23 protein-coding genes are annotated in these 21206 nt (G+C 73.0%); 9 read left to right on the forward strand and 14 right to left on the reverse strand.

The features are described from left to right. Nucleotides 1-158: 158 nt before the first annotated feature. Entirely contained in the window at nucleotides 159-1673 is a 1515-nt protein-coding gene (locus ACFV6X_RS29340; protein ID WP_385388432.1) for a S8 family serine peptidase, read from the forward strand. 58 nt (nucleotides 1674-1731) lie between these two features. Here the strand turns inward: ACFV6X_RS29340 and ACFV6X_RS29345 are convergent, their stop codons facing one another. Beyond that, nucleotides 1732-2457, reverse strand: a complete 726-nt coding sequence (locus ACFV6X_RS29345) for a lysoplasmalogenase (RefSeq protein WP_385388434.1) — start codon at nucleotides 2455-2457, stop codon at nucleotides 1732-1734. Beyond that, a complete protein-coding gene (locus tag ACFV6X_RS29350; protein ID WP_385388435.1) occupies nucleotides 2454-3341 on the reverse strand; it encodes a sterol desaturase family protein in 888 nt (295 codons plus the stop codon). The genes ACFV6X_RS29345 and ACFV6X_RS29350 overlap by 4 nt, the downstream gene beginning before the upstream one ends. 210 nt (nucleotides 3342-3551) lie before the next feature. Here ACFV6X_RS29350 and ACFV6X_RS29355 point away from each other — a divergent pair, with 210 nt between their 5' ends. The 5 genes from ACFV6X_RS29355 to ACFV6X_RS29375 all read left to right on the forward strand — a co-directional run bounded on the left by ACFV6X_RS29355 (nucleotide 3552) and on the right by ACFV6X_RS29375 (nucleotide 8397). After that, nucleotides 3552-4544 (forward strand): DEDDh family exonuclease, encoded by a 993-nt coding sequence (locus tag ACFV6X_RS29355; RefSeq protein WP_385388438.1) that lies wholly within the window; start codon nucleotides 3552-3554, stop codon nucleotides 4542-4544. Nucleotides 4545-4623: 79 nt separating this feature from the next. Continuing rightward, complete coding sequence (locus ACFV6X_RS29360; protein ID WP_385388440.1) at nucleotides 4624-4857, forward strand: hypothetical protein; 234 nt, start codon at nucleotides 4624-4626, stop codon at nucleotides 4855-4857. A gap of 65 nt (nucleotides 4858-4922) precedes the next feature. After that, nucleotides 4923-5717, forward strand: coding sequence for an SURF1 family protein (locus tag ACFV6X_RS29365; protein ID WP_385388443.1), 795 nt, complete (start codon nucleotides 4923-4925; stop codon nucleotides 5715-5717). Between the two features lie 68 nt (nucleotides 5718-5785). Then, entirely contained in the window at nucleotides 5786-7636 is a 1851-nt protein-coding gene (locus ACFV6X_RS29370; RefSeq protein ID WP_385388446.1) for a glycoside hydrolase family 15 protein, read from the forward strand. Between the two features lie 5 nt (nucleotides 7637-7641). Then, nucleotides 7642-8397 carry an SDR family oxidoreductase gene (locus tag ACFV6X_RS29375; protein WP_385388448.1) on the forward strand — a complete coding sequence of 252 codons (756 nt, stop codon included), beginning with the start codon at nucleotides 7642-7644 and terminating at the stop codon, nucleotides 8395-8397. Nucleotides 8398-8402: 5 nt separating this feature from the next. Here the strand turns inward: ACFV6X_RS29375 and amaP are convergent, their stop codons facing one another. The 5 genes from amaP to ACFV6X_RS29400 form a co-directional block, all read right to left on the reverse strand. Beyond that, nucleotides 8403-8990 carry an alkaline shock response membrane anchor protein AmaP gene (amaP, locus tag ACFV6X_RS29380; RefSeq protein WP_385388451.1) on the reverse strand — a complete coding sequence of 196 codons (588 nt, stop codon included), beginning with the start codon at nucleotides 8988-8990 and terminating at the stop codon, nucleotides 8403-8405. Further along, complete coding sequence (locus tag ACFV6X_RS29385) at nucleotides 8987-9661, reverse strand: DUF6286 domain-containing protein (RefSeq protein ID WP_385388453.1); 675 nt, start codon at nucleotides 9659-9661, stop codon at nucleotides 8987-8989. Before ACFV6X_RS29385 ends, amaP begins: the two co-directional genes overlap by 4 nt. Then, entirely contained in the window at nucleotides 9658-10065 is a 408-nt protein-coding gene (locus ACFV6X_RS29390) for a hypothetical protein (protein ID WP_385388456.1), read from the reverse strand. The genes ACFV6X_RS29385 and ACFV6X_RS29390 overlap by 4 nt, the downstream gene beginning before the upstream one ends. Nucleotides 10066-10070: 5 nt before the next feature. Beyond that, complete coding sequence (locus ACFV6X_RS29395; RefSeq protein WP_385388458.1) at nucleotides 10071-10253, reverse strand: hypothetical protein; 183 nt, start codon at nucleotides 10251-10253, stop codon at nucleotides 10071-10073. A gap of 97 nt (nucleotides 10254-10350) precedes the next feature. After that, complete coding sequence (locus tag ACFV6X_RS29400) at nucleotides 10351-10833, reverse strand: Asp23/Gls24 family envelope stress response protein (protein ID WP_385388461.1); 483 nt, start codon at nucleotides 10831-10833, stop codon at nucleotides 10351-10353. Between the two features lie 82 nt (nucleotides 10834-10915). Here ACFV6X_RS29400 and ACFV6X_RS29405 point away from each other — a divergent pair, with 82 nt between their 5' ends. Continuing rightward, nucleotides 10916-11641 (forward strand): nucleopolyhedrovirus P10 family protein, encoded by a 726-nt coding sequence (locus tag ACFV6X_RS29405; protein WP_385388463.1) that lies wholly within the window; start codon nucleotides 10916-10918, stop codon nucleotides 11639-11641. A 5-nt stretch (nucleotides 11642-11646) separates the two neighbouring features. Here ACFV6X_RS29405 and ACFV6X_RS29410 read toward each other — a convergent pair whose 3' ends face one another. The 4 genes from ACFV6X_RS29410 to ACFV6X_RS29425 all read right to left on the reverse strand — a co-directional run bounded on the left by ACFV6X_RS29410 (nucleotide 11647) and on the right by ACFV6X_RS29425 (nucleotide 15753). Then, entirely contained in the window at nucleotides 11647-12438 is a 792-nt protein-coding gene (locus ACFV6X_RS29410; protein ID WP_385388466.1) for an enoyl-CoA hydratase/isomerase family protein, read from the reverse strand. A 133-nt stretch (nucleotides 12439-12571) separates the two neighbouring features. Continuing rightward, complete coding sequence (locus ACFV6X_RS29415) at nucleotides 12572-12793, reverse strand: helix-turn-helix domain-containing protein (RefSeq protein WP_018567695.1); 222 nt, start codon at nucleotides 12791-12793, stop codon at nucleotides 12572-12574. Between the two features lie 406 nt (nucleotides 12794-13199). Next, a complete protein-coding gene (locus ACFV6X_RS29420) occupies nucleotides 13200-14798 on the reverse strand; it encodes an ABC-F family ATP-binding cassette domain-containing protein (RefSeq protein ID WP_365452829.1) in 1599 nt (532 codons plus the stop codon). A gap of 91 nt (nucleotides 14799-14889) precedes the next feature. Next, the gene (locus ACFV6X_RS29425) at nucleotides 14890-15753 is read right to left on the reverse strand and encodes a hypothetical protein (protein WP_385388469.1); all 864 of its coding nucleotides are present in this window, start codon (nucleotides 15751-15753) and stop codon (nucleotides 14890-14892) included. 185 nt (nucleotides 15754-15938) lie between these two features. Between ACFV6X_RS29425 and ACFV6X_RS29430 the strand changes: the two genes are divergently transcribed. Further along, entirely contained in the window at nucleotides 15939-16829 is an 891-nt protein-coding gene (locus tag ACFV6X_RS29430) for a neutral zinc metallopeptidase (protein ID WP_385388471.1), read from the forward strand. 195 nt (nucleotides 16830-17024) lie between these two features. Beyond that, complete coding sequence (locus ACFV6X_RS29435; protein ID WP_385388474.1) at nucleotides 17025-17438, forward strand: VOC family protein; 414 nt, start codon at nucleotides 17025-17027, stop codon at nucleotides 17436-17438. Between the two features lie 12 nt (nucleotides 17439-17450). Here the strand turns inward: ACFV6X_RS29435 and ACFV6X_RS29440 are convergent, their stop codons facing one another. The 3 genes from ACFV6X_RS29440 to ACFV6X_RS29450 all read right to left on the reverse strand — a co-directional run bounded on the left by ACFV6X_RS29440 (nucleotide 17451) and on the right by ACFV6X_RS29450 (nucleotide 21041). Beyond that, nucleotides 17451-18881 (reverse strand): hypothetical protein, encoded by a 1431-nt coding sequence (locus tag ACFV6X_RS29440; RefSeq protein ID WP_385388477.1) that lies wholly within the window; start codon nucleotides 18879-18881, stop codon nucleotides 17451-17453. A 181-nt stretch (nucleotides 18882-19062) separates the two neighbouring features. Beyond that, the gene (locus ACFV6X_RS29445) at nucleotides 19063-20190 is read right to left on the reverse strand and encodes an alpha/beta hydrolase family protein (protein WP_385388479.1); all 1128 of its coding nucleotides are present in this window, start codon (nucleotides 20188-20190) and stop codon (nucleotides 19063-19065) included. A 119-nt stretch (nucleotides 20191-20309) separates the two neighbouring features. Next, nucleotides 20310-21041, reverse strand: a complete 732-nt coding sequence (locus ACFV6X_RS29450) for a class II aldolase/adducin family protein (RefSeq protein WP_385388482.1) — start codon at nucleotides 21039-21041, stop codon at nucleotides 20310-20312. Between the last annotated feature and the right edge of the window lie 165 nt (nucleotides 21042-21206).

The raw sequence follows: 21206 nt of genomic DNA on the forward strand, positions 1-21206 counted from the left end.
TTACTGCTACATCTATATTCTTGCGCGCCTCCTCAGTAATATGCGCCCGTGCGCGCGGGGGCGGCCGGGCCCCCCCCCCCCCCCCCCCGCTCCAAGAACCTCCCGCACGGTCCGCTCGTACCGCCCGCAGCCACGAACGAACTGGAGACATCCCCACCATGACAGTGCCTCACCCCCGCTACCGCCGTGCCCTGGTGATCCCGGTCGGAATGGCCATGGCGACCTCTCTGGCCTTCCTGCCGGGCGCCACCGCGTCCGCGGCGCCGGCCCCCGCGCCGGTCACCGCCGACGCCACCTCGCTCAGCTACGTCGTCAACGTCCGCCCCGGGAGCGACTCGGGGCAGGTGAAGAAGGCGATCGCCGAGGCCGGCGGCACGATCGTCATGTCGTACCAGCAGATCGGCGTGATCGTGGTGCACTCGGCGAACGCCGACTTCGCCCGGACGATCAGGAAGGCGCGGGGCGTGCAGTCGGCCGGCTCCACACGGACGGCGCCGCTGCCCGCGCAGTCGACCACCGACGTCGGCACGCCGAAGGTGCTCACGGCCGACGACCTGGCGGACGTGGACGCCGTCGAGGGCCAGGACCCGCTCCAGCCGCTGCAGTGGGACCTGCCTGCGATCAAGGCGGACAAGGCGCACGAGAAGTCACTCGGAAGCGACCGGGTGACCGTCGCCGTGATCGACACCGGTGTGGACGACACCCATCCGGACATCGCGCCGAACTTCGATCGCAAGGCGTCCGTCAACTGCGTCACCGGCAAACCGGACACCACCGACGGCGCCTGGCGGCCCAGCGCGGCGGAGAGCCCGCACGGCACGCACGTGGCCGGCGAGATCGCGGCCGCCAAGAACGGCGTCGGCATGACGGGCGTGGCGCCGGGCGTGAAGGTGTCCGGCATCAAGGTGTCCACCACCGCCGGGTACTTCTACACCGAGGCCGTCGTCTGCGGCTTCGTCTGGGCCGCCGAGCACGGCGTGGACGTGACGAACAACAGCTATTACACCGACCCGTGGTACTTCAACTGCAAGAACGACCCGGACCAGAAGGCGCTCGTGGAGGCCATCACCCGGGCGTCGAAGTACGCGGAGAAGAAGGGCGCCGTCAACGTCGCCGCGGCCGGCAACGAGAACTACGACCTCGCGGCCGACGAGATCACCGACCCGGTCTCCCCCAACGACTCCACGCCCACCGAGCGGGTGATCGACCCGTCGGAGTGCTACGACATACCGACCCAGCTGCCGGGCATCGTGACCGTCGCGTCGACCGGCGCGAAGGGCCTGAAGTCGTCGTTCTCCAACCACGGTCTGGGCGTCATCGACATCGCCGCGCCCGGCGGCGACTCGACCGCCTACCAGACGCCGGCCCCGCCCGCGACCAGCGGCCTGATCCTGGGCACGCTGCCCGGCGGCAGGTGGGGCTACATGGCCGGTACGTCGATGGCCTCGCCGCACGTCGCGGGCGTCGCCGCCCTGATCAAGTCGACGCACCCGTACGCCCCGCCGGCGCTGGTGAAGGCGCTGCTGTACGCCGAGGCGGACGGCACGGCGTGCACGGACCCGTACGACATCGACGGCGACGGCAAGGTCGACGCGGTGTGCGAGGGGCCGAAGAACTACAACGGCTTCTACGGCTGGGGCACCGCGGACGCGCTGGACGCGGTGAGCAAGTAGGGCTCGAGCCGCGGGCGTCCGCACGGCGCCCGCGACAGCCGGCCGGGCGCCGGACGGGTCACCCCTCCGGCCCGGCCGCCGTTCGTTGCAGGTCCGCGGTGTGCGTCGCCGCCGTCGGCGGCCGCCCTCCGCCGAGCGTGCCCCAGGTCAGCAGGAACTGCGCGGCGAGGTACGTGAGCATGATCCAGAAGTCCGGCCCGGGCAGCTGCGGCCACTTCGCGATGCCGGTGGCGATGAGCGTGTCGGAGAGCATGAACAGCGCGCCGCCGAGCCCGGCGACGAGACCCAGCCGGGTGAGGGCGCCGTAGGCCATGGCGGTGAGCAGCGCGCTGTAGGCGGCCACGGGCACGCGCAGGTCGGCCGGCAGGCCGGGCCGGAGCAGGGCGACGGTGCCGGTGAGGACGACGGCGTAGCCGAGGGCGACAAGGCCCGCCCGCGCGCGTGGGGCGGTGTCCGGCCGGCCGTGCGCCCTGAAGAGGGCGAGATAGCACACGTGTCCCAGGGCGAAAAGGCCCATGCCTGCCAGGAAGGCGGGCTCGGCGTCCGACAGGAGCAGCACGTCCCCGCCCCAGCCGCACAGCAGGGCGGCGACGAGCAGCCGGGGCGCGCCGCTCAGGTGGGCCCAGAGGGCGAGCAGGGGCATCAGAAGCGGCTTGGCGACGGTGTGCCCGGGCTCGAAGCCGACGGCGAGCGAGACGAGGTCGACGGCGGCGGCGACGCCGAAGGCGGCGAGCAGGGCGGTGGCCGGGACGGGGACGGCGCGACGGAGGGTGGAAACGCTCACGCGGCCGCGCCCTCCCCGGCCGGGTCCGCTGCCGGGGAGGGCGCCGTGGGTGCCGGAGCCGGCTGCCAGCCCGGGCCGCGGAACAGCCGTCCGGCGCGCTCGCCCCAACTGCGTGCCGCCCTCAGGTCCCTGGCGATGGCGGCGTACTCGTGGGTGGCGACCTTCAGCGGGTTGTACGTGCCGATGTTCTTGGTCAGCCCGTACACCGGTCGTTCGGTCTCGGCGGCGAAGGAGCCGAAGAGACGGTCCCAGACGATGAGGATCCCGCCGAAGTTGCGGTCGAGGTAGCCGCCCTGGGAGGCGTGGTGCACCCGGTGGTGGGACGGCGTGTTGAGCGCGAACTCGAACCAGCGGGGCATTCTGTCGATCCGCTCGGTGTGGATCCAGAACTGGTAGACGAGGTTCGCGGACGAGCAGAAGGCCAGTGCGGCCGGATGCACACCAAGAAGGATCAAGGGGACGTAGAACGGCCATCCGGTCAAAGACGTCCACGGCTGGCGCAGCGCGGTCGTCAGGTTGAACTTCTCGCTCGAGTGGTGCACCACGTGACAGGCCCACAGGATGCGGATGACGTGGTGGCCGCGGTGCGACCAGTAGTAGAAGAAGTCCTGCGCGAACAGCATCAGCACGACGGTCCACCACAGCACGGGCACCCGAAGCGGCGTCAGCTCGTAGAGGGCCGTGTAGATGGCGACGACCGGAATCTTCCAGAGCAGATCGAAGAAGAGACTGCCGAGTCCCATGGTGACGCTCGTGGCCGCGTCCTTGGTCTCGTAGCCGGCCGCGTCCTCGTCGGGATGGAGGCGGACGCTGATCATCTCGATGACGGCGAGCAGCACGAAGGCCGGTATCGACCAGATCACGACATCGGGGAGGTTCGGCATGGGTGCACCGTAGGACCCCTGGTCGGCCACGGCTAGGGGTTGTTACCGACAAGTATTACCAGCGGTACGCGCTTCTCTGCCGGCGATTCCCGCCCACGGCGTGCGCCTGACCGGCCGTCACACCCGCGCACGTACGCCTCTCGAACAGGCGGCTGGACCAGGGGACCTGACGGACAGCGATGTCAGTCGGGGCCCGTATCCTCAGTGACCATGCTCGAAGACCGTGCGACCGCAGCGTCCTCCCCGACAGTCTGGCCGACCGCGTATCCCCAGGGGTACGCGGTCGTTGACGTGGAGACCACCGGCCTGGCCCGGGACGACCGGATAATCTCCGCGGCCGTCTACCGGCTGGACGGGCGCGGCGAGGTCGAGGACCACTGGTACACGACGGTCAACCCGGAGCGGGACCCGGGCCCCGTGTGGATCCACGGCCTGACGAGCGAGGCGCTCGAAGGGGCGCCGCTCTTCGGGGACGTCGCCGAGGAGTTCGCGACCCGGCTGGAGGGCCGGGTGCTCGTCGCGCACAACGCCGTGTTCGACTGGCAGATGATCGCCCGCGAGTACGCGCGCGTGCGGCGCGAGGCTCCGGTGCGTCAGCGGCTGTGCACCATCGCCCTGTCCAAGGCGCTGGAGCTTCCGCTGCCCAACCACAAGCTGGCGTCGCTGGCCGCGCACTTCGGCATCGTGCAGCAGCGGGCGCACCACGCGCTGGACGACGCGCGCGTGCTGGCGGAGGCGTTCCGGCCGAGCCTGCGGGCCGCGGCGGAGGGCGGCGTACGGCTGCCGCTGCACGAGTGCCGGCCGCTGACGGAGTGGGCCGAGCAGCCCACGGCGCGCATCGGGCAGCAGGCGGGCGGGCACGGCGGATACCGGCCCGGCGGTTGGCGCCCGTCCCGCAGGCGGCCCGCCTGCCCGTACCCCAACCCGGGGCGGTACGAGGAGGGCAAGCGCCTCAAGCAGGGCATGCGGATCGCCTTCTCCGGGGACACCTCGATCGATCGCGAGCTGCTGGAGGACCGCGCCGTCGAGGCCGGGCTGCATGTCGCCACGAGCCTGTCCCGGCTGACCAGCCTGCTCGTCACCAACGACCCGGACTCGGGCACGTCGAAGGTCGTCAAGGCCCTGCAGTACGGCACGCCGGTGGTCGACGAGGCGGCATTCGGTCAGCTCCTCGGGGACGTGGAAGCAGCGTCCGAGGGGTGACCGTACGGACGGGTGATTGGTGCGCGACTCGCCCGGCGCCCGCTCGCCCGCGCCCCGGGGACGGCTCACCCTGTGGCGCATGGCGAATTGCGAAGTTTGCGGCAACAGCTACGGAATGACCTTCGAGGTCCACGCGCAGGGCGCGGTGCACGTCTTCGACTGCTTCGCCTGCGCGATCCACCGCATGGCGCCCATCTGCGAGCACTGCCGGGTCCAGATCATCGGCCAGGGCGTCGAGGTCGAGGGCCACTGGTACTGCGGTGCCCACTGCGCCCGCGCGGAGGGGAGGGTGGGCATCGTCGACCGCGTCTGAGCCCCGGGGAGTCCTCCCCCACCCCCACGCACCGCACCCCACGGCCCGAGATGTACGGTCGTGGGGTGTACCGCTTCCTGTTGTCCCGGCAGTGGGTGATCCTCACCCTTGTCGCCCTCGCTCTCATCCCGACGATGATCGAGCTGGGCTTCTGGCAGCTGCACCGGCACGAGCGCAGGGTCGCGCTGAACGCCGTGATCGCCGATTCGCTGGCCGCCGCACCGGTCCCCGTCGAGTCGCTGACCGCGCCCGGAGCCGAGATCAGGGACGCCGACCTCTACCGGCGCGTGACCGCGCAGGGGCATTTCGACACCGCGCACGAGGTCGTCGTACGCCGCCGCACGAACGCGGACGACGAGGTCGGCTATCACGTGCTCACCCCCTTCGTCCTCGACGACGGCAAGGTGCTGCTCGTCAACCGCGGCTGGGTGCCCTCGGGCGGGCTGAGCCAGACCGCGTTCCCGAAGCTCCCCGCGCCCCCGCAGGGTGAGACCACGGTCACCGGGCGGCTGATGCCCGACCAGACCACCGCCGAGAGCGGCATCAAGAACGTCCAGGGCCTGCCCGACCGCCAGATCATGCTGATCGACAGCGCGCAGGAGGCCGAGCGCCTCGGCAAGCAGGTCCTCGGCGGTTACGTCGAACTGACCGCGCCCGAGCCGAAGGGCGACACACCCGAGCTGATCCCCGCCCCGGACCACGACAGCATCGGCAACCACATGGCGTACGCCATCCAGTGGTGGCTGTTCTCGGCGGGCGTCCCCGTCGGCTGGGTGATCCTGGCCCGCCGCGAGGCCCGGGACCGCGCGCAGGAGGCGGCGAAGGAGCAGCAGGAGGAGACCGCGCCCGCGCCGGTGTAGCCCCCGTCCGCGCGGCCCTCGCCCACCGGACCGGATTGCTCCGCCGGTCCCCCGGGAACCCGCACTCCGTGCACCCGCTCACCAGGAACTCCGCCGAGGACCACGCCGGCAGCCGCATCGAGGACTACGCCCTGATCGGCGACGAGCAGACCGCCGCGCTCATCGGCAGGGACGGCTCCGTCGACTGGCTGTGCCTGCCCCGCTTCGACTCCGCCGCCTGCTTCGCCAGGCTGCTCGGCGACGAGGACAACGGCCACTGGCGAATCGCCCCCAAGGCCGGCGACGACGCCGACGGCGGCGACGCCACCCCGCCCACCTGCACGCGCCGCGCGTACCGCCCCGGCACCCTGGTCCTGGACACCGAGTGGGACACCCCGGAGGGCTCGATCCGCGTCACCGACCTGATGCCGCAGCGCGACCGCGCACCCGACGTCGTCCGGATCGTGGAGGGGCTCAGCGGTCGCGTGACCGTCCGCAGCACGCTCCGGCTGCGCTTCGACTACGGCTCCATCGTGCCGTGGATGCGCCGTTCCGACGGACACCGGGTGGCCGTCGCGGGCCCGGACTCGGCCTGGCTGCGCAGCGAGCCGCCGGTGCCGACCTGGGGCGAGGACTTCGGCACGCACTCGGAGTTCACCATCGGCGAGGGCGAGAAGGTCGCGTTCGTGCTCACCTGGCACCCCTCCCACGAGCCGCGCCCGCCCCTCGTCGACCCGTACGAGTCGCTGCGCCACAGCGTCGCGGACTGGCAGGCCTGGTCGGCCCGCTGCCGCTACCGGGGCCCGCACCGGGACACCGTGCTCCGCTCGCTGATCACCCTGAAGGCCCTCACCTACGCCCCGACCGGCGGCGTCGTCGCCGCCCCCACCACCTCCCTTCCGGAGGAACTCGGCGGCGTGCGCAACTGGGACTACCGCTACTGCTGGCTGCGCGACGCCACCCTCACCCTGGGCGCGCTGCTGGCGGCCGGCTACCACGAGGAGGCGGAGGCCTGGCGCGACTGGCTGGTGCGCGCGGTCGCGGGCGCCCCGGCGGACATGCAGATCATGTACGGGCTGGCCGGCGAGCGGCGGCTGCCCGAGGCCGAGCTGCCGTGGCTGGCCGGGTTCGCCGGTTCCGCTCCGGTCCGGATCGGCAACGACGCCGTACTGCAGTTGCAGCTGGACGTGTACGGGCAGGTGATGGACTCGCTGTCGCTGGCGCGGATCTCGGGGATGGCCGTAAGGCCGCACATGTGGCAACTGGAGTGCGCCCTGATGGAGTTCCTGCGGACCGCGTGGCGGCAGCCGGACGAGGGACTGTGGGAGGTGCGCGGCGGCCGCCGGCATTTCGTGCACTCCAAGGTGATGGTGTGGGTGGCCGCCGACCGCGCGGTGCGCACCATGGAGCGCGATCCGGAGCTGAAGGGCGATCTGGAGGGCTGGCGGGAGTTCCGCGAGGAGGTGCACCGGGAGGTGTGCGAGCGGGGCTACGACCCGGAACGCAACACCTTCACGCAGTACTACGGCTCCCGCGAACTGGACGCCGCCACGCTGCTCATCCCGCGGGTGGGCTTCCTGCCGGCTGACGACCCGCGGGTGAGGGGCACCATCGAGGCGGTCCGCGCCGAGCTCTGCCAGGGCGGCTTCCTGCACCGCTACAGCGCCGAACGTACCGCCGTCGACGGGCTGCCCGGTGGTGAGGGCACCTTCCTGGTGTGCTCGTTCTGGCTCGCGGACGCGCTGCACATGACGGGACGCACGCAGGAGGCCCGCGAGTTGTTCGAGCAGCTCGTGGGGCTGACGAACGACGTGGGGCTGCTGGCCGAGGAGTACGACCCCGTGGCCGGCCGCCAGCTCGGCAACTTCCCGCAGGCGTTCAGCCACATCGGTCTGGTGAACACGGCCCTCGCCCTGTTCGGGGACGAGGAGGCAGGATAGGTCGCATGGATCTTGGACTGAAGGACCGGGTGTACGTCGTCACCGGGGCCACCCGCGGGCTGGGCAACGCCTCCGCACGCGAGCTGGTGGCCGAGGGTGCGAAAGTCGTCGTCACGGGACGGGACGGGAAGCGTGTCGCCGACGCGGCGGCCGAGCTCGGACCGAACGCGCACGGCGTGGCCGTGGACAACGCCGATCCGGAGGCGGCGGCCCGGCTGATCGCCGCGGCGCGGGAGCGGTTCGGCCGGTTCGACGGGGTTCTCGTCAGCGTGGGCGGTCCGCCCGCGGGGTTCGTCGCCGACGTCACCGACGAGCAGTGGCAGGCCGCTTTCGAGTCGGTGTTCCTGGGGGCGGTGCGGCTGGCCCGTGCGGCGGCCGCGGAACTGGAGGCCGGCGGTGTCATCGGGTTCGTGCTGTCGGGGTCGGTGTACGAGCCGATCCCGGCGCTGACGATCTCGAACGGTCTGCGGCCGGGGCTGGCCGGGTTCGCCAAGTCGCTGGCGGAGGAGCTGGGTCCGCGGGGCGTGCGGGTGGTGGGCGTGCTGCCGGGGCGGATCGACACGGACCGGGTGCGGGAGCTGGATTCCCTGTCGGCGGATCCGGAGGCCACCCGGGCGGCCACGGAATCGCGGATTCCGCTGCGGCGGTACGGGACGCCGCAGGAGTTCGGGCGGACGGCGGCCTTCCTGCTGTCGCCGGCCGCGTCCTACGTGACCGGGGTCATGGTGCCCGTGGACGGCGGGGCCAGGCACGGCTTCTGAGGCCGTCAACTCACCCTTTCCGCACGGTGCCTGACGCCCCTCAGCCGTACCTTCGCCGGCAGCGACGCCAGTCCCGCCGAGTTGCGGGCGTGGCTGAGCGCACGGGTCGTCAGGTGGTTCAGCGCCTCCCCCGGGTCCACGTCGGGTTCCAGCAGGAGCCTGGCGCGGGCCTCGGGGGCGGTGCGACGGCCCCTGAGGCGGACCTGGGCGCGGGCCACGCCGTCCATGGCGCTCGCCTCGGCGGCGAGTACGTCCTCCAGGGCCCGGCCCCGCAGCAGCGCGCCCTCCCCGTCGCCGGTGTCGACCAGCACCTCGGCGAGCCGGCGCCGGCGCACCACCGCGACCAGCCACCACAGGGCGAGCAGGAACAGCGCCGCGAGCGCCGCGACGACGGCCGGCCACCACCAGCCCGCGTCCCGCCACCGGGTCCGCTCGGCGTCGGCCAGCAGTACGTCGTCGCGTCCGGCGTGGATCCACCAGGACGGCGCCTCCACCCCGAGCCCGACGGCCAGCACCGCCCCGCCCAGCGCGAGCAGCACGAGCCCCGCGACGCCGAGCAGTACCCGGTTGACGGTCCTGAGCACCGCGCTCACCCCTTCCGGCCGGGTCGGCGGACGTGCACCGACAGCGCGGGGCTGCGGGACAGGCCCAGCGCCCGGATCGCGTCGGCGAGCACGTCGTCCAGGTCGGCGCGTACGTCGTCGAGTTCACGGAAGTGCGACACCGCGCGGACGTCGGCTCGCCTGCGCCCCATCCGCACCCGCGCCGACTGCACCCCGGACACCTCCATGGCCCGGTCGCGCAGCACGGTCGCGGCGGCGCTCCGGTCCAGTCCGGCACGGACGTCGGGGTGCGTGCGCCGCATGGGCAGCACGGCACGCAGGCCGGGCGTCGCGGCGAGCACGATCAGCCAGAGGCCGAGGGCGGCGGCGACGCCCGCGCCGACCAGGACCCAGACGTCGTCGAGGGGGCGTGCGGCGAGTTGCCGGGCCAGTTCGCGGCGCCAGAACATGGCCTGCCGGCCTGCGCGAACGGCGGCGATGTCGTAGAGGAAGAGGCCCGAAAGGACCAGGAGCAGGGTGGCGGCGACGGCCGCGGGGACGCGGCGGGCCGACCAGAAGCGGTGCGTCCTGCCGTCCTCGCCGTCGGCGCCGGGCCGGGGTTCGTAGGCGGCGGCCGACGCGGACTGGCCCAGCGCCGGTTCGGCCTTCTCGATCACCGGCAGTCTCTGTGTGGTGCCCTCGGAGCCCTGGGGCTCGCTCATCGGGTCCTCCCCTGCGCCGCCGTCGCCGCCAGATGCAGCCGCTCCACCTGGACCGCGACCTCCGGAACCGCCATTCCCACCAACGCGCCTACCCGCTCGACCACATGACAACGCACCTGAGCACAGCGGGAACCGATGTCGGTGGGGTAGTCCAGTTCGAGATGGATGCGGACCCGGGCGGTGTCGACGGGCGTTCCCGCTGGTCCGGCGGGGTGGGGAGCCTGAGGGCGGACCACGACCGTCGCCTGTGGACGGGCCGCCGACCGCGGCAGCGGTCCGAGCGCCTCGCGGGCGGCCTGGGCGGCGATCCCAGCGACCACCCGGTCGGCGATCGTGGTCCGGCCGCGCTCGCCCGCCGGGATGACGGCACCCGTCCCGCGGGGTTCGTCCGGCTCGCCGCTCACGGGTGTCACCGCCGCCGGTCGCGGGCGCGGAAGAAGTCGCCGACTTCCAGATCCCCTTCCAGGAACCGGCCGACGACGAACCCGACGGCGCCGAGCGCCGCCACCAGTACGAACGCGCCGAACCCACCGAAGTATCCGGCGAAGCCCAGCGCCATTCCGGCGATCATGCCGACCACGGCCCTGCTCATCGTTCGCTCCTCAGCTCGTAGCCGTGCGGGTCGTTCGGTCCCGTAGAGATGCATCCCATGCCATTGTGGTGCATTACGGACTTCGGATGACGATACGTCACTGGATCCGGGGCTCCGGCTCCTCTTCCTCCTCGTCCGGCAGCTTGACGTCGCTCACCGCGATGTTGACCTCGACGACCTCCAGGCCCGTCATCCGCTCCACGGCCGCGACCACGTTCTCCCGGACGGACCGCGCGACGTCCGCGATGGACACCCCGTAGTCGACGACGATCTCCAGGTCGAGCGCGGTCTGCACCTCGCCGACCTCGGCCTTCACGCCGCGCGTCACGGACTTCGACCCGCCGGGCACCCGGTCCCGCACGGCCCCGAAGGTGCGGCTCAGCCCACTGCCCATGGCGTGGACGCCCACGACGTCCCGGGCGGCCAGCCCGGCGATCTTCTCCACGACACCGTCGGCGATGGTGGTCCTGCCGCGGGTCCCGGGATCCCCGCCGCCCCGCCTGGCGGGCTGGCGGGTCTGCACCGTCGACTCGATCTCGCCCTCGGAGGTCTGCGTTCGGTCCCGGTCCATGTCGGTCATCGCCGTGCGTCCTTCCGTAGTCCTGCGACCACCGTAAGTGAGGCTGCGCGGTCCCGCGCCGGGAATGCGGCAGGCTGGAGCAATGACGGCGGACCGATGGACGCAGGCAGTACGACAGCAGCTGAACCTCGGCAGACTGCTCCCGCTGGGCGGTCCGCGCGACGGTGCGTGGATCACGGAGGACGCGGCCGGGACGGTGCTGCGGCACGCGGCGGGCGCGGTGCCGGGCGTGCGGCTGGGAACGCTGCGGCTCACGCATGCCGACCCCGACGCCCCGCACGCGGCCGCCGTGCCCCCGCCGCCGAGCGCCCTGCCACCCGGTCCGCTCCGGGTGACGGCCGACTTCGCGGCCACGGCCGCCGAGCCGCTGCCGACGACGGCCGTCCGGTTGCGCACGGCGCTGTCGGCCGCGGCGGCGGAGCGGCTCGGACTGACGGTGGCGGAGGTCGACCTGCGGGTGACGGCCCTGCTGGACGAGGAGAGCGAACCCGACGCCGTCCCACCGCCGGAGCCGCCTCCGGCGCGGCAGCCCGCGGACGGCGAGGCCGCCGCCGTGGCCGCCGCGGCTCTGGCGGTGCCGGGCGTGTCCCACCTGACCGGCGTGCTGGGCGGGTCGGGCCGGGCGGTGCACATCGGCTCGGACCCGGTCGAGGCCGCGCTGCCGCGCCGGCACGTCCGGGTGGAACTGGCCGTCGACGCGGATCACCGGGCCGTGGAGGTGGCCCGGAAGGTCCGCACGAGGGTGGGTATCGCGCTACAGGATCACCCGACGGTGGCCGTGCTGATCACGGCGGTCGCGCTCGGCTGAGGGCGTCACTCGCCGAGGCCCGCGAGGTCGCGCAACCTCCGCGCCTGCGCCGCGCGTTCGGCGACGCGCTGCTCCTCGTAGCTCCGCTCGCCCGCGCCCCGCAGCAGCGCCTTGGTCTCGATCACGGCGTCGCGCGGCGCGGCGAGGAGCGCCGCCGCCAGGTCGCGGACGGCGCCGTCGAGCTCCGCGGAGGGCACGGCGACGTTCGCCAGGCCGCTCTGCACGGCCTCGTCCGCCTGCACGGAGCGCCCCGTGACGCAGATTTCGAGCGCGCGGGCCTGGCCGACGAGCCCGACCAGCGGATGCGTGCCGGTCAGGTCCGGGACCAGGCCCAGGCTGGTCTCGCGCATCGCGAACTGCACGTCGTCGGCGACGACGCGCAGGTCACAGGCGAGGGCGAGCTGGAATCCCGCGCCGATGGCATGCCCCTGCACCGCGGCGACGGAGACGATGTCGCTGCGCCGCCACCAGGTGAACGCCTCTTGGTACTCGGCGATGGTCGCGTCCAACTCCGCGTCGTCGCCGCGCGCGAGGTCGATGAAGGACGGCTCGCCGTCGAAGCCCTCGGGAGTGAAGGCCTGCCGGTCGAGGCCCGCCGAGAAGGACTTGCCCTCGGCGCGCAGCACGACCACGCGGACGGTGCCCGGCAGCAGCCGACCGGCCTCGGCCAACGCCCGCCACAGAGCGGGGCTCTGCGCGTTGCGCTTGGCCGGGTTGGTCAACGTCACCGTGGCGATCGCGTCGTCGACGGTGAGCCGTACGCCGTCCTTGTCGAGTACCGGGTCGAACGAAGCCATGGGGCGCCTCCGATGGGTGCGGTCATCGTGAGTGCCGTACCGAGGCACTCGTAAGTGACTGCACAGTAACCACCCGGCCGATCAGCGGACCGACCGGGTGGCCACCATCGAAGTCGAGGGGAACGCCCGGGCGTCAGGCCGAAGCGGCCTTCTTACCCCGCGTCGCCCCGCCACGCCCACGGAGCGTGACGCCCGACTCGCTGAGCATGCGGTGCACAAAGCCATACGAGCGGCCGGTCTCCTCGGCCAATGCCCGGATGCTCGCACCGGCGTCGTACTTCTTCTTCAGGTCTGCCGCGAGCTTGTCGCGCGCGGCGCCGGTCACCCGGCTGCCCTTCTTCAGAGTCTCGGCCACCCGTGCCTCCTCATGGGAAGTGCGCTCTGGTCCCCTCATGATCACCCCTCCGGGCCTTCATGGCCACCCATTCGGCAAGGTCCGTGGGTGAGGGTTGTGACGACAGGAGCACATCCCCACAAGAGGAATCTCTGGTTCCGCCGCGTGGCACGCATACGGCCGAACGGGTTGTTCCATGAAGTGCCAGGTCAGGCCATGGCGCCACCGAGGCCTTGTCGACAAAGGGATGTGGCGGGAAATGGGTGTAGGACACACCGGGGTACGAGGAGATCTCACACAGATGATGGATCACGGCTAGGCCGAATGATCCATAGGCAGTGGATCAACCATTCGATCAAGCGGAACTGACCGATCGGTCGAGCGACCGATCGGCAGTCGAGCGGGCGAACGATCGCGCCGCGGGCGATCAGGCGAGGGCGACCAGGTCTGCGTAGTCCGAGCCCCACAGGTCCTCGACGCCGTCCGGCAGCAGGATGATCCGCTCCGGCTGGAGCGCCTCGACGGCGCCCTCGTCGTGGGTGACCAGGACGACCGCGCCCTTGTAGGTGCGCAGCGCGCCGAGGATCTCCTCGCGGCTGGCCGGGTCGAGGTTGTTCGTGGGCTCGTCGAGGAGCAGCACGTTCGCCGACGACACCACGAGGGTCGCGAGGGCGAGCCGGGTCTTCTCGCCGCCGGACAGGACACCGGCCGGCTTGTCGACGTCGTCGCCGGAGAACAGGAAGGAACCCAGCGTCTTGCGGACCTCGACGAGGTCGAGGTCGGGGTTGGCGGAGCGCATGTTCTCCAGGACCGTGCGCTCGGGGTCGAGGGTCTCGTGCTCCTGCGCGTAGTAGCCGAGCTTGAGGCCGTGGCCCTCGATGACCTGGCCGGTGTCGGGCTTCTCGACACCGCCGAGGAGCCGCAGCAGGGTGGTCTTGCCCGCGCCGTTGAGGCCGAGGATGACGACCCGGGAACCCTTGTCGATGGCCAGGTCGACGTCGGTGAAGATCTCCAGCGAGCCGTACGACTTGGACAGTCCCTCGGCGGTGAGCGGCGTCTTGCCGCAGGGCGAGGGCTCGGGGAAGCGGAGCTTGGCGACCTTGTCGGACTGCCGGACGGCCTCCAGGCCGCTGAGCAGCTTGTCCGCGCGGCGCGCCATGTTCTGCGCGGCGACCGTCTTGGTGGCCTTGGCGCGCATCTTGTCGGCCTGCGAGTGCAGCGCGGCGGCCTTCTTCTCGGCGTTCTGCCGCTCGCGCTTGCGGCGCTTCTCGTCGGCCTCGCGCTGCTGCTGGTAGAGCTTCCAGCCCATGTTGTAGACATCGATCTGGGAGCGGTTGGCGTCCAGGTAGAACACCTTGTTGACGACCGTCTCGACCAGGTCGACGTCGTGGGAGATGACGATGAAGCCGCCGCGGTAGGTCTTGAGATAGTCGCGCAGCCAGATGATCGAGTCCGCGTCCAGGTGGTTCGTGGGCTCGTCGAGCAGCAGGGTGTCGGCGTCCGAGAACAGGATCCGGGCCAGCTCGATCCGGCGGCGCTGACCGCCGGAGAGCGTGTGCAGCGGCTGCCCGAGCACCCGGTCGGGCAGGTTCAGCGCGGCGGCGATGGTGGCGGCCTCGGCCTCCGCGGCGTACCCGCCCTTGGTCAGGAACTCCGTCTCCTGACGCTCGTACTGCTTCATCGCCTTGTCGCGGGTGGCGCCCTTGCCGTTGGCGATGCGCTGCTCGTTGTCGCGCATCTTGCGGATCAGTACGTCCAGGCCGCGCGCGGACAGGATGCGGTCGCGGGCGAGCACGTCGAGGTCGCCGGTGCGCGGGTCCTGCGGGAGGTAGCCCACCTCGCCGGAGCGGGTGACGGTGCCGCCGGCAGGCTGGCCCTCACCGGCGAGGACCTTGGTGAGGGTGGTCTTGCCGGCGCCGTTGCGGCCGACCAGGCCGATGCGGTCGCCCTTGGCGACACGGAAGGTGGCGGACTCGATGAGGACGCGGGCACCGGCGCGCAGCTCGATGCCGGAGGCGGAGATCACGGACAGACTCCTGGGCGGGTGGTTGGCGGGACGGGCGGCTGAGGACGTTTCCCGCCGTCTAATGCGCGAGGAGAATGGCCATGGGGCCAGTCTAACGGGGCCGTGCAAGCAATTTTGGCGGGTGCGTCCGTTCCGGCGGCGCAGGCGGGCGGGCGGAGCGCGGCTGCGGGCCCTCGAACCGGTCAGGTTCGTGGAAGTGGTCAAGGTGGCCGGGTCGCCGGCCCGAGGCGTCGTTGGCGAGCGGTGTGCGGTGCGGGGCGATCCGGCCGAGGTCGTCGACGGCGACGAGCTGGGTGGTCCAGGCGGCGCGCGTGCAGGGCTGGGCGACGAGCAGGGCGCCGCCTCGGCGCAGCGCGCGTTCCGGCCGGAAGGCGCAGCCCCTGCGGGCCGGCAGTACCCAGCGCAGGTCGCCGTCGGCGGTGCGGTACGCCGCGATGCGGCCCGGGGTGACGACGGCGAGGATGCCGCGGCCCAGCGGGCGCAGGACGCCCGTTCCGCCGTGTGCCGCGAGCCAGCCGGCGGCGGCCGGGAGCGCGCGGTGCCAGTGGACGGTGGTGCCGTCGGTGTCGGTGACGAGTCCGTCGTCCCAGAGCGTGATCGCCTCCCCGCGCGCGGGGAGCACGGTCAAGGGGCGGGCCCCTTCGCGGGTGTAGCGCCAGCGGACTCCTCCCGTGGCCCGTTCGTACGCCTCGACGGCTCCCCTGCGGATCCGCAGTTCCGCAGGCGGGTGCTGCACGCGCGCGTGCACGGTGAGGCGGTCTCCGTAGGGGGCCGGCCGGGCCTGGTGGGCGACGGCCAGGAGCGGGGCCGTGAGCAGGAGGGCGGCGACGGCTGCCGGGAGGCGGCGGGGCGCGCGCGGCGAGGGCGGGGGTGCGGCGGGTTTCGTGTCCGGGGCGAGGGGATCGGGCGGAGGGAGGCGATCGGTCGGCTTCGCCTCGGCCGGCAGGACGACCACCGGGCTCCCTTCGACAGCCGTGCTCGCGGACAGGCGCAGAGCGTAACGAGGGGTGCCGGGTGCCGCCGGGAGGTGGCGGGGCCGCGGTGGGCACGTCGCCCGTTCGGACGCCCGCCCGGCGCCGGGAGGCCTCAGGCCCGTGAGGATGGCGCGAGGGGGACTGTGCGGCAGAGGGTGGTGCGTTCATGCAGTTCGACGACGACGCCAGGCTGGACACGTCCGAGGTGCAGGACGTCCGCGGCAGCCGGATCCCCGGTGGCAGGGCGACCGTCGGTGGTGGCCTCGCCGGTCTGCTGGCGCTGCTCCTCGGCCTCTTCCTCGGTGTCGGGCCGGACCAGCTGGGCCTGACCGACGGAAGCGCGGAGCCGGTGCCGACCTCGTCCTCGCTCGCGCAGGTGCAGCAGAACTGCCGTACCGGGCAGGACGCGAACACCAAGGACGACTGCCGGACGGTGGCGGTGGTCAACAGCGTGCAGGACTTCTGGGACGAGGAGTTCCAGCGGCGCAGAGGCACCTACTCGCGCTCCCCCACCGTCTTCTTCAGCCAGCGGGTCGGCACCGCGTGCGGCGCCGCGACCTCGGCGGTCGGGCCGTTCTACTGCCCAGGTGACCGGAAGGTCTATCTGGACCTGGGGTTCTTCGACGAGCTGCGGACGAAGTTCGGCTCCAGCGGCGGGCCGTTCGCGCAGGCGTACGTGGTGGCCCACGAGTACGGGCATCACGTGCAGGACCTGATGGGCGCCCTCGGCCGGGCGCAGGACGGCGGGACGGGCGCGAACAGCAACGCGGTGAAGGTGGAGCTGCAGGCGGACTGCTACGCCGGGGTGTGGGCGCACCACGCCACGACGACCCCGGACGAGTCGACCGGGCGGCCGCTGATCACCAGCCTCACCGACTCCGACATCCGTGACGGCCTGGACGCGGCGGCGGCCGTGGGCGACGACCGGATCCAGGAGCGGTTCCAGGGGCGGGTGACGCCGGAGACGTGGACGCACGGGTCGGCGGAGCAGCGCCAGGCGTGGTTCCAGCAGGGGTACAGGACCGGGGACATGGCCCGGTGCAACACCTTCGGCTGAGGCTCGCAGCCGCCGGGGACGCCTCGGTACGGCCCGGCACCGGCCGGCTTCGGTGCGGCCCGCGTCCGGCCGGGGCTTTTGTGCTTTTCGGGCGGCGTTGTCGGTGGCGGATGCCACGATGAACGCACCGGGCGGGTCCTCGTACGGCGACCCCGGCCCCGACGCACAGCCCCGACGCACGAAGGAGTGATCGGCATGGCAGGTACGAGCGGTGGCGGTCCGAGCATCTACCCGACGTTGCTGTACGCGGACGCGAAAGCGGCGATCAAGCAGCTCACGGAGGCCCTCGGCTTCACGGAACTGGCCGTCTACGAGGGCGAGGACGGCACGGTGACGCACGCCGAGCTGGTGCAGGGCAACGGCGGGGTGATGATCGGCTCGAAGGGCCGCGGCGGGCTCTTCGACACGGTGATGAAGGACGCGGGACCGGTCGGGGTGTACGTCGTCGTGGACGACGTCGACGCACACCACCAGCAGGCCGTGGACCACAACGTGGAGATCCTGATGCCCCCGACGGACCAGGACTACGGCTCACGGGACTACATGGCCCGGGACGCCGAGGGCAACGTCTGGAGCTTCGGCACCTACGCGCCCCGCACGGCCGACTGACCGCGCGCGGCCTCAGTTGCCCCCGGTGTGCACCTGGAAGGCCGCGCGGCGCACGGCCTTGGCAAGGGCGGGGTCGGGGTGCGCGGCGGCCAGCGCGACCAGGACCTGCACGGTGCGCGGATGGCCCACGGCACGCACCTCGTCGAGCAGGGCGGGCACGGTCGGCTGCACGGCGGACTCCAGATGCCGCACCAGGAGCGGGGCCTCGCCGTGGTCGGCGACGGCCGCGGCCGTGTCGACCCACAGCCAGGTGGCCTCCTCCCGGGTGAGCACCTCATGGGCGTCCTCGGCATCGGCGCCGTCGTGCTCGGCGAGCCACAACAGGGCGTACGGCCGCAGCGTCGGCTCGTCGAGCACGCCGCGGACGTCGGGCTCGGCGGGTGCGCCGACAACCCGCAGCGCCTCGAAGGCCAGGCCGCGCAGCAGGGCGTCCTCGCCGCGGGCGGCGTCGAGGAGTTCGGTGACGGCGCTGCCGACCGGCCGGGCCGCGAGCCAGGCGCGGTACTCGGCGCGGGCGGCGTTGGGCCGCAGCTGGGCGCAGCCGCGCAGCATGTCCTCGGCGACGGCCTCGATGTTGCCGGCGGGGCTCTGCGCGGCGACGCAGATCTGCTCCAGCTTGACCCAGACCGCCCAGCTGCCCAGGGGGGTGAGAGTGGCCTGCCCGGCGCCGTAGGTGAGGGCGCCGACGGAGGCGAGGGCGTGCAGGGCCCAGTCGAGGAGGGGTGCGAGCTCGGTGTCCTCGGGCCCGGCGTCGACGGTGGCCGCGGTGCCGGGGACCGGGGGGCTCGCGGGTTCGCGCTGGGGGCCGTAGGGGACCTCGCAGCGTTCGGTGCGCAGTTCCGTGACCCGCTGCTGGAGGAGATCGAGGAGCTGTTCGACGGGGACCGGGCCGGCCGAGAGCTGGAGGAAGGAGAGCACCTGCGGCATCGCCGAGACGACCTCGGCGACCGAGGCGGGCTCGTGGTCGGCGGGTTCCGGATGGGCGAGCGACCAGGCGTCGAAGAAGGCGACCCAGCCGCGCAGGACGGCGGTGTCGTCGCGGTCCCAGGCGCGCAGCCGCCAGCCGGGGCGGGCGATGTCACCGTGCACCTCGACGAGCCCGGCGAGGCGGGCGGTGTCCCACTCGGCGCGGATCTGGGCCGCCGTCAGCCCCAGTTCACCGGCCGCCCGTTCGGCGGTCGCGTCGGCGAGTGTGGCCTTGCCGCCGGAGGTCGCGTTGCCTTTGCCCGGGCGCAGGGCGGCGTCGGCCCAGCGGGCGACGCGGGCCGCGCCCGCCAGCCTGGAGCGCGCCATTTTGGCCAGCTCCGCGGGGGCCGGTGTGCCCTCCGGCGGGCGGGGGGCGGGGCGGCGTGAGCGCTGCTGGTTCATCGCTCGGGGGGCGGCGGCCAGGGGTCGCGGGCGGACGAGTCGGAGCCTGGAGTCGCGCGGGATACGGGACGTCACGGGTGCAGTCTTCCGGTTGACGGTCCGAAAACCCAAACGGAATGTCACGTGGGGCGACGGGAGTGGCCAAGGGACGGCCCCGGGGAGGGGGTGCCGGCCGAAATCCGGACAGTGGTACGGCGTTAAACGGAACCGTGGTCCGGGGCTGACGGAGCGGCCGGGCCAGGAGGGGGCGGCGGCGTCACATCATCGGTGTCAGGAAGCGGCGCAGCGCTTCCTCGCAGCCGCTCGGGTCGACGTTCCACATGGCGTTGTGCGGAGCCTGCGGGACGGTGTGGAGGGTGACCAGGTCGGGACGGCGGTCGGCCAGGCGGCGGGAGAAGGCCCAGGGGGCCACCAGGTCGTCCGGGCCGTGGAGGATCAGGGCCGGGACCGTCAGCCGCTCGGGATGGGCGGCCTCGTCGATGCGGTCACCGTACAGACCGGTGCGGCCCTGGGCGGCGCGGACGGCCAGCGGCAGCAGCGGGCTGGGCGTGCGCCGGGCGGCGGCGAGGGCGCGCAGGGTCGCCTCCCAGTTGAGCACCGGGGAGTCCAGGACGAGCCCGCCGACACGGTCCCGGAGCGAGGAGTGCGCGACGGTGCGCAGGGCCATGGTGGCGCCGGTGGACCAGCCGTACAGGACGACGCGTGCGGCGCCGTGGGCCGTGGCGTGGCGGACCGCGGCGTCCAGGTCGCGCCACTCGGTCTCGCCGAGGTGGTTCAGTCCGTCCGGGGAGCGGGGGGCGCCGGGGTCTCCGCGGTAGGCGAGGTCGAGCACCGGGAAGCGCAGGCCGTGCAGGAACGCCATGACATTCATGGGGAGTTCCCGGCCGGCGCCCAGGCCGTGCACCGTGATGATCCAGGTGTCCCGGGCGCCGGGCACGAACCAGGCGGGCAGCGGCCCGAGTTCGCCCGGGATCTCGACGTCGGTGTGGTCCAGGCCGAGGGCGGTGCCGGGGTCGCCGATGTACAGGCTCGGGGTGAGCCGGACCTTGTCGCCGGGCTCCAGGCTGCCGTGCGCGACGCGTTCCAGGCGGCGTACGACGGAGTCGGGCGGGTGCGGGGCGGAGTCCAGGACGGGGCCGACCACCGCGTGGCAGCCGTCGCCCGCCAGACCGTAGCTGCCGGGGCGCAGGGAGGCGAGGGTGCGGGTGAGGGTGACGCGGCCCGCGGCCGTGCCGTGCACGGTGAGCCGGGGTTCGGTGGGCAGGGGCCGGCCGGGCGGCGCCTTCAGCGCGGCGTCACTGGCGAACCGGCCGGCGGCCACGGCTGCGGCCCCGGCCACCGTGATGGCGGTGACGGCAGCGGCCGTCGCTTTGGCAGTGCGCACCCGTCCAGTGTCCTGTCCCGCCCGTCCGGCGGCCAGCGGAACGACGGGACGGGGTGATGCGACGTGGCGCACGGAAAGGGGGCGCTCCGGGTGGTACGGGGCGACCGCCCGTATTCAGGTCAGCCGCGCTGACCGTATCCCCGGAGCCGCTCCCCCGCCTCCTTCAGCTGCTCCCGCGACAGCAGGGACGGCGTCATGCCCGGCACGGCGGACGCCGTCAGCCACAGGCGGCACATCCACTCCAGCTGGGCCGTGCGGTCGTAGGCCTGGGCGAGAGTCGTGCCGTGGGTGACGGTGCCGTGGTTCTGGAGGAGACAGCCGGAGCGGCCGGCCAGCGCGCGGAGCATGTTCTCGGCCAACTCGTCGGTGCCGTACGTCGCGTAGGGGGCGACCCGGACGGGGCCGCCGAGCGCACCGGCCATGTAGTGGATCACCGGGAGTTCGGGGACGAGCGTGGAGACGGCGGTGGCGTGCACGGCGTGGGTGTGGACGACGGCGTGGGCGTCGGTGGTGCGGTAAACGGCGAGGTGCATGGGCAGTTCGCTGGTCGGCACGAGCGTGCCGCGCACCTGGCGCCCGTCGAGGTCGACGGCGGTGACGTCGTCCGGGGTGAGCCGGTCGTAGGGGACGCCCGAAGGGGTGACCAGGACCGTGTCCCCCACACGTACCGAGACGTTGCCGGACGTGCCGACGACCAGACCCTCGGACACGGTCCGGCGCGCCGTGGCCACGAGTTCCTCCCAGGCCCGGGCCTCCTCGTCCGGCACAGCGCCTCCCCGCGTCCCGGCCGCGTCGCGCGCGTCACCGGGGGCGCCCCGCGCATCCCGCTGTTCCCACCGTTGTTCAGCCATGCCGCGATCCTGCCAGGCGGGCCGCCGGCATGTCCCCACCCGCCGTGCGCGGGCGCACTGTAGGGGGGAACCGGCGGATCCGGCAGGGCGCGTAGCACCCTTCGGCCCGTTCTGCTCCCGGTTGGCCGGAGAGCGATCAGCGGTCGGCGACCTTCCCCTACGCTT

Source organism: Streptomyces sp. NPDC059861 (assembly GCF_042731435.1).
Lineage (GTDB): Bacteria > Actinomycetota > Actinomycetes > Streptomycetales > Streptomycetaceae > Streptomyces.

Excerpts from the sequence above, each read along its gene's own strand:
- ACFV6X_RS29450 (WP_385388482.1), bottom strand. The coding sequence starts at position 21,041 with ATGGCTGAACAACGGTGGGAACAGCGGGATGCGCGGGGCGCCCCCGGT.
- ACFV6X_RS29435 (WP_385388474.1), top strand. The coding sequence starts at position 17,025 with ATGGCAGGTACGAGCGGTGGCGGTCCGAGCATCTACCCGACGTTGCTG.
- ACFV6X_RS29410 (WP_385388466.1), bottom strand. The coding sequence starts at position 12,438 with ATGGCTTCGTTCGACCCGGTACTCGACAAGGACGGCGTACGGCTCACC.
- ACFV6X_RS29395 (WP_385388458.1), bottom strand. The coding sequence starts at position 10,253 with ATGAGCAGGGCCGTGGTCGGCATGATCGCCGGAATGGCGCTGGGCTTC.
- ACFV6X_RS29405 (WP_385388463.1), top strand. The coding sequence starts at position 10,916 with ATGACGGCGGACCGATGGACGCAGGCAGTACGACAGCAGCTGAACCTC.
- ACFV6X_RS29375 (WP_385388448.1), top strand. The coding sequence starts at position 7,642 with ATGGATCTTGGACTGAAGGACCGGGTGTACGTCGTCACCGGGGCCACC.
- ACFV6X_RS29355 (WP_385388438.1), top strand. The coding sequence starts at position 3,552 with ATGCTCGAAGACCGTGCGACCGCAGCGTCCTCCCCGACAGTCTGGCCG.
- ACFV6X_RS29340 (WP_385388432.1), top strand. The coding sequence starts at position 159 with ATGACAGTGCCTCACCCCCGCTACCGCCGTGCCCTGGTGATCCCGGTC.
- ACFV6X_RS29360 (WP_385388440.1), top strand. The coding sequence starts at position 4,624 with ATGGCGAATTGCGAAGTTTGCGGCAACAGCTACGGAATGACCTTCGAG.
- ACFV6X_RS29400 (WP_385388461.1), bottom strand. The coding sequence starts at position 10,833 with ATGACCGACATGGACCGGGACCGAACGCAGACCTCCGAGGGCGAGATC.
- ACFV6X_RS29430 (WP_385388471.1), top strand. The coding sequence starts at position 15,939 with ATGCAGTTCGACGACGACGCCAGGCTGGACACGTCCGAGGTGCAGGAC.
- ACFV6X_RS29385 (WP_385388453.1), bottom strand. The coding sequence starts at position 9,661 with ATGAGCGAGCCCCAGGGCTCCGAGGGCACCACACAGAGACTGCCGGTG.
- ACFV6X_RS29350 (WP_385388435.1), bottom strand. The coding sequence starts at position 3,341 with ATGCCGAACCTCCCCGATGTCGTGATCTGGTCGATACCGGCCTTCGTG.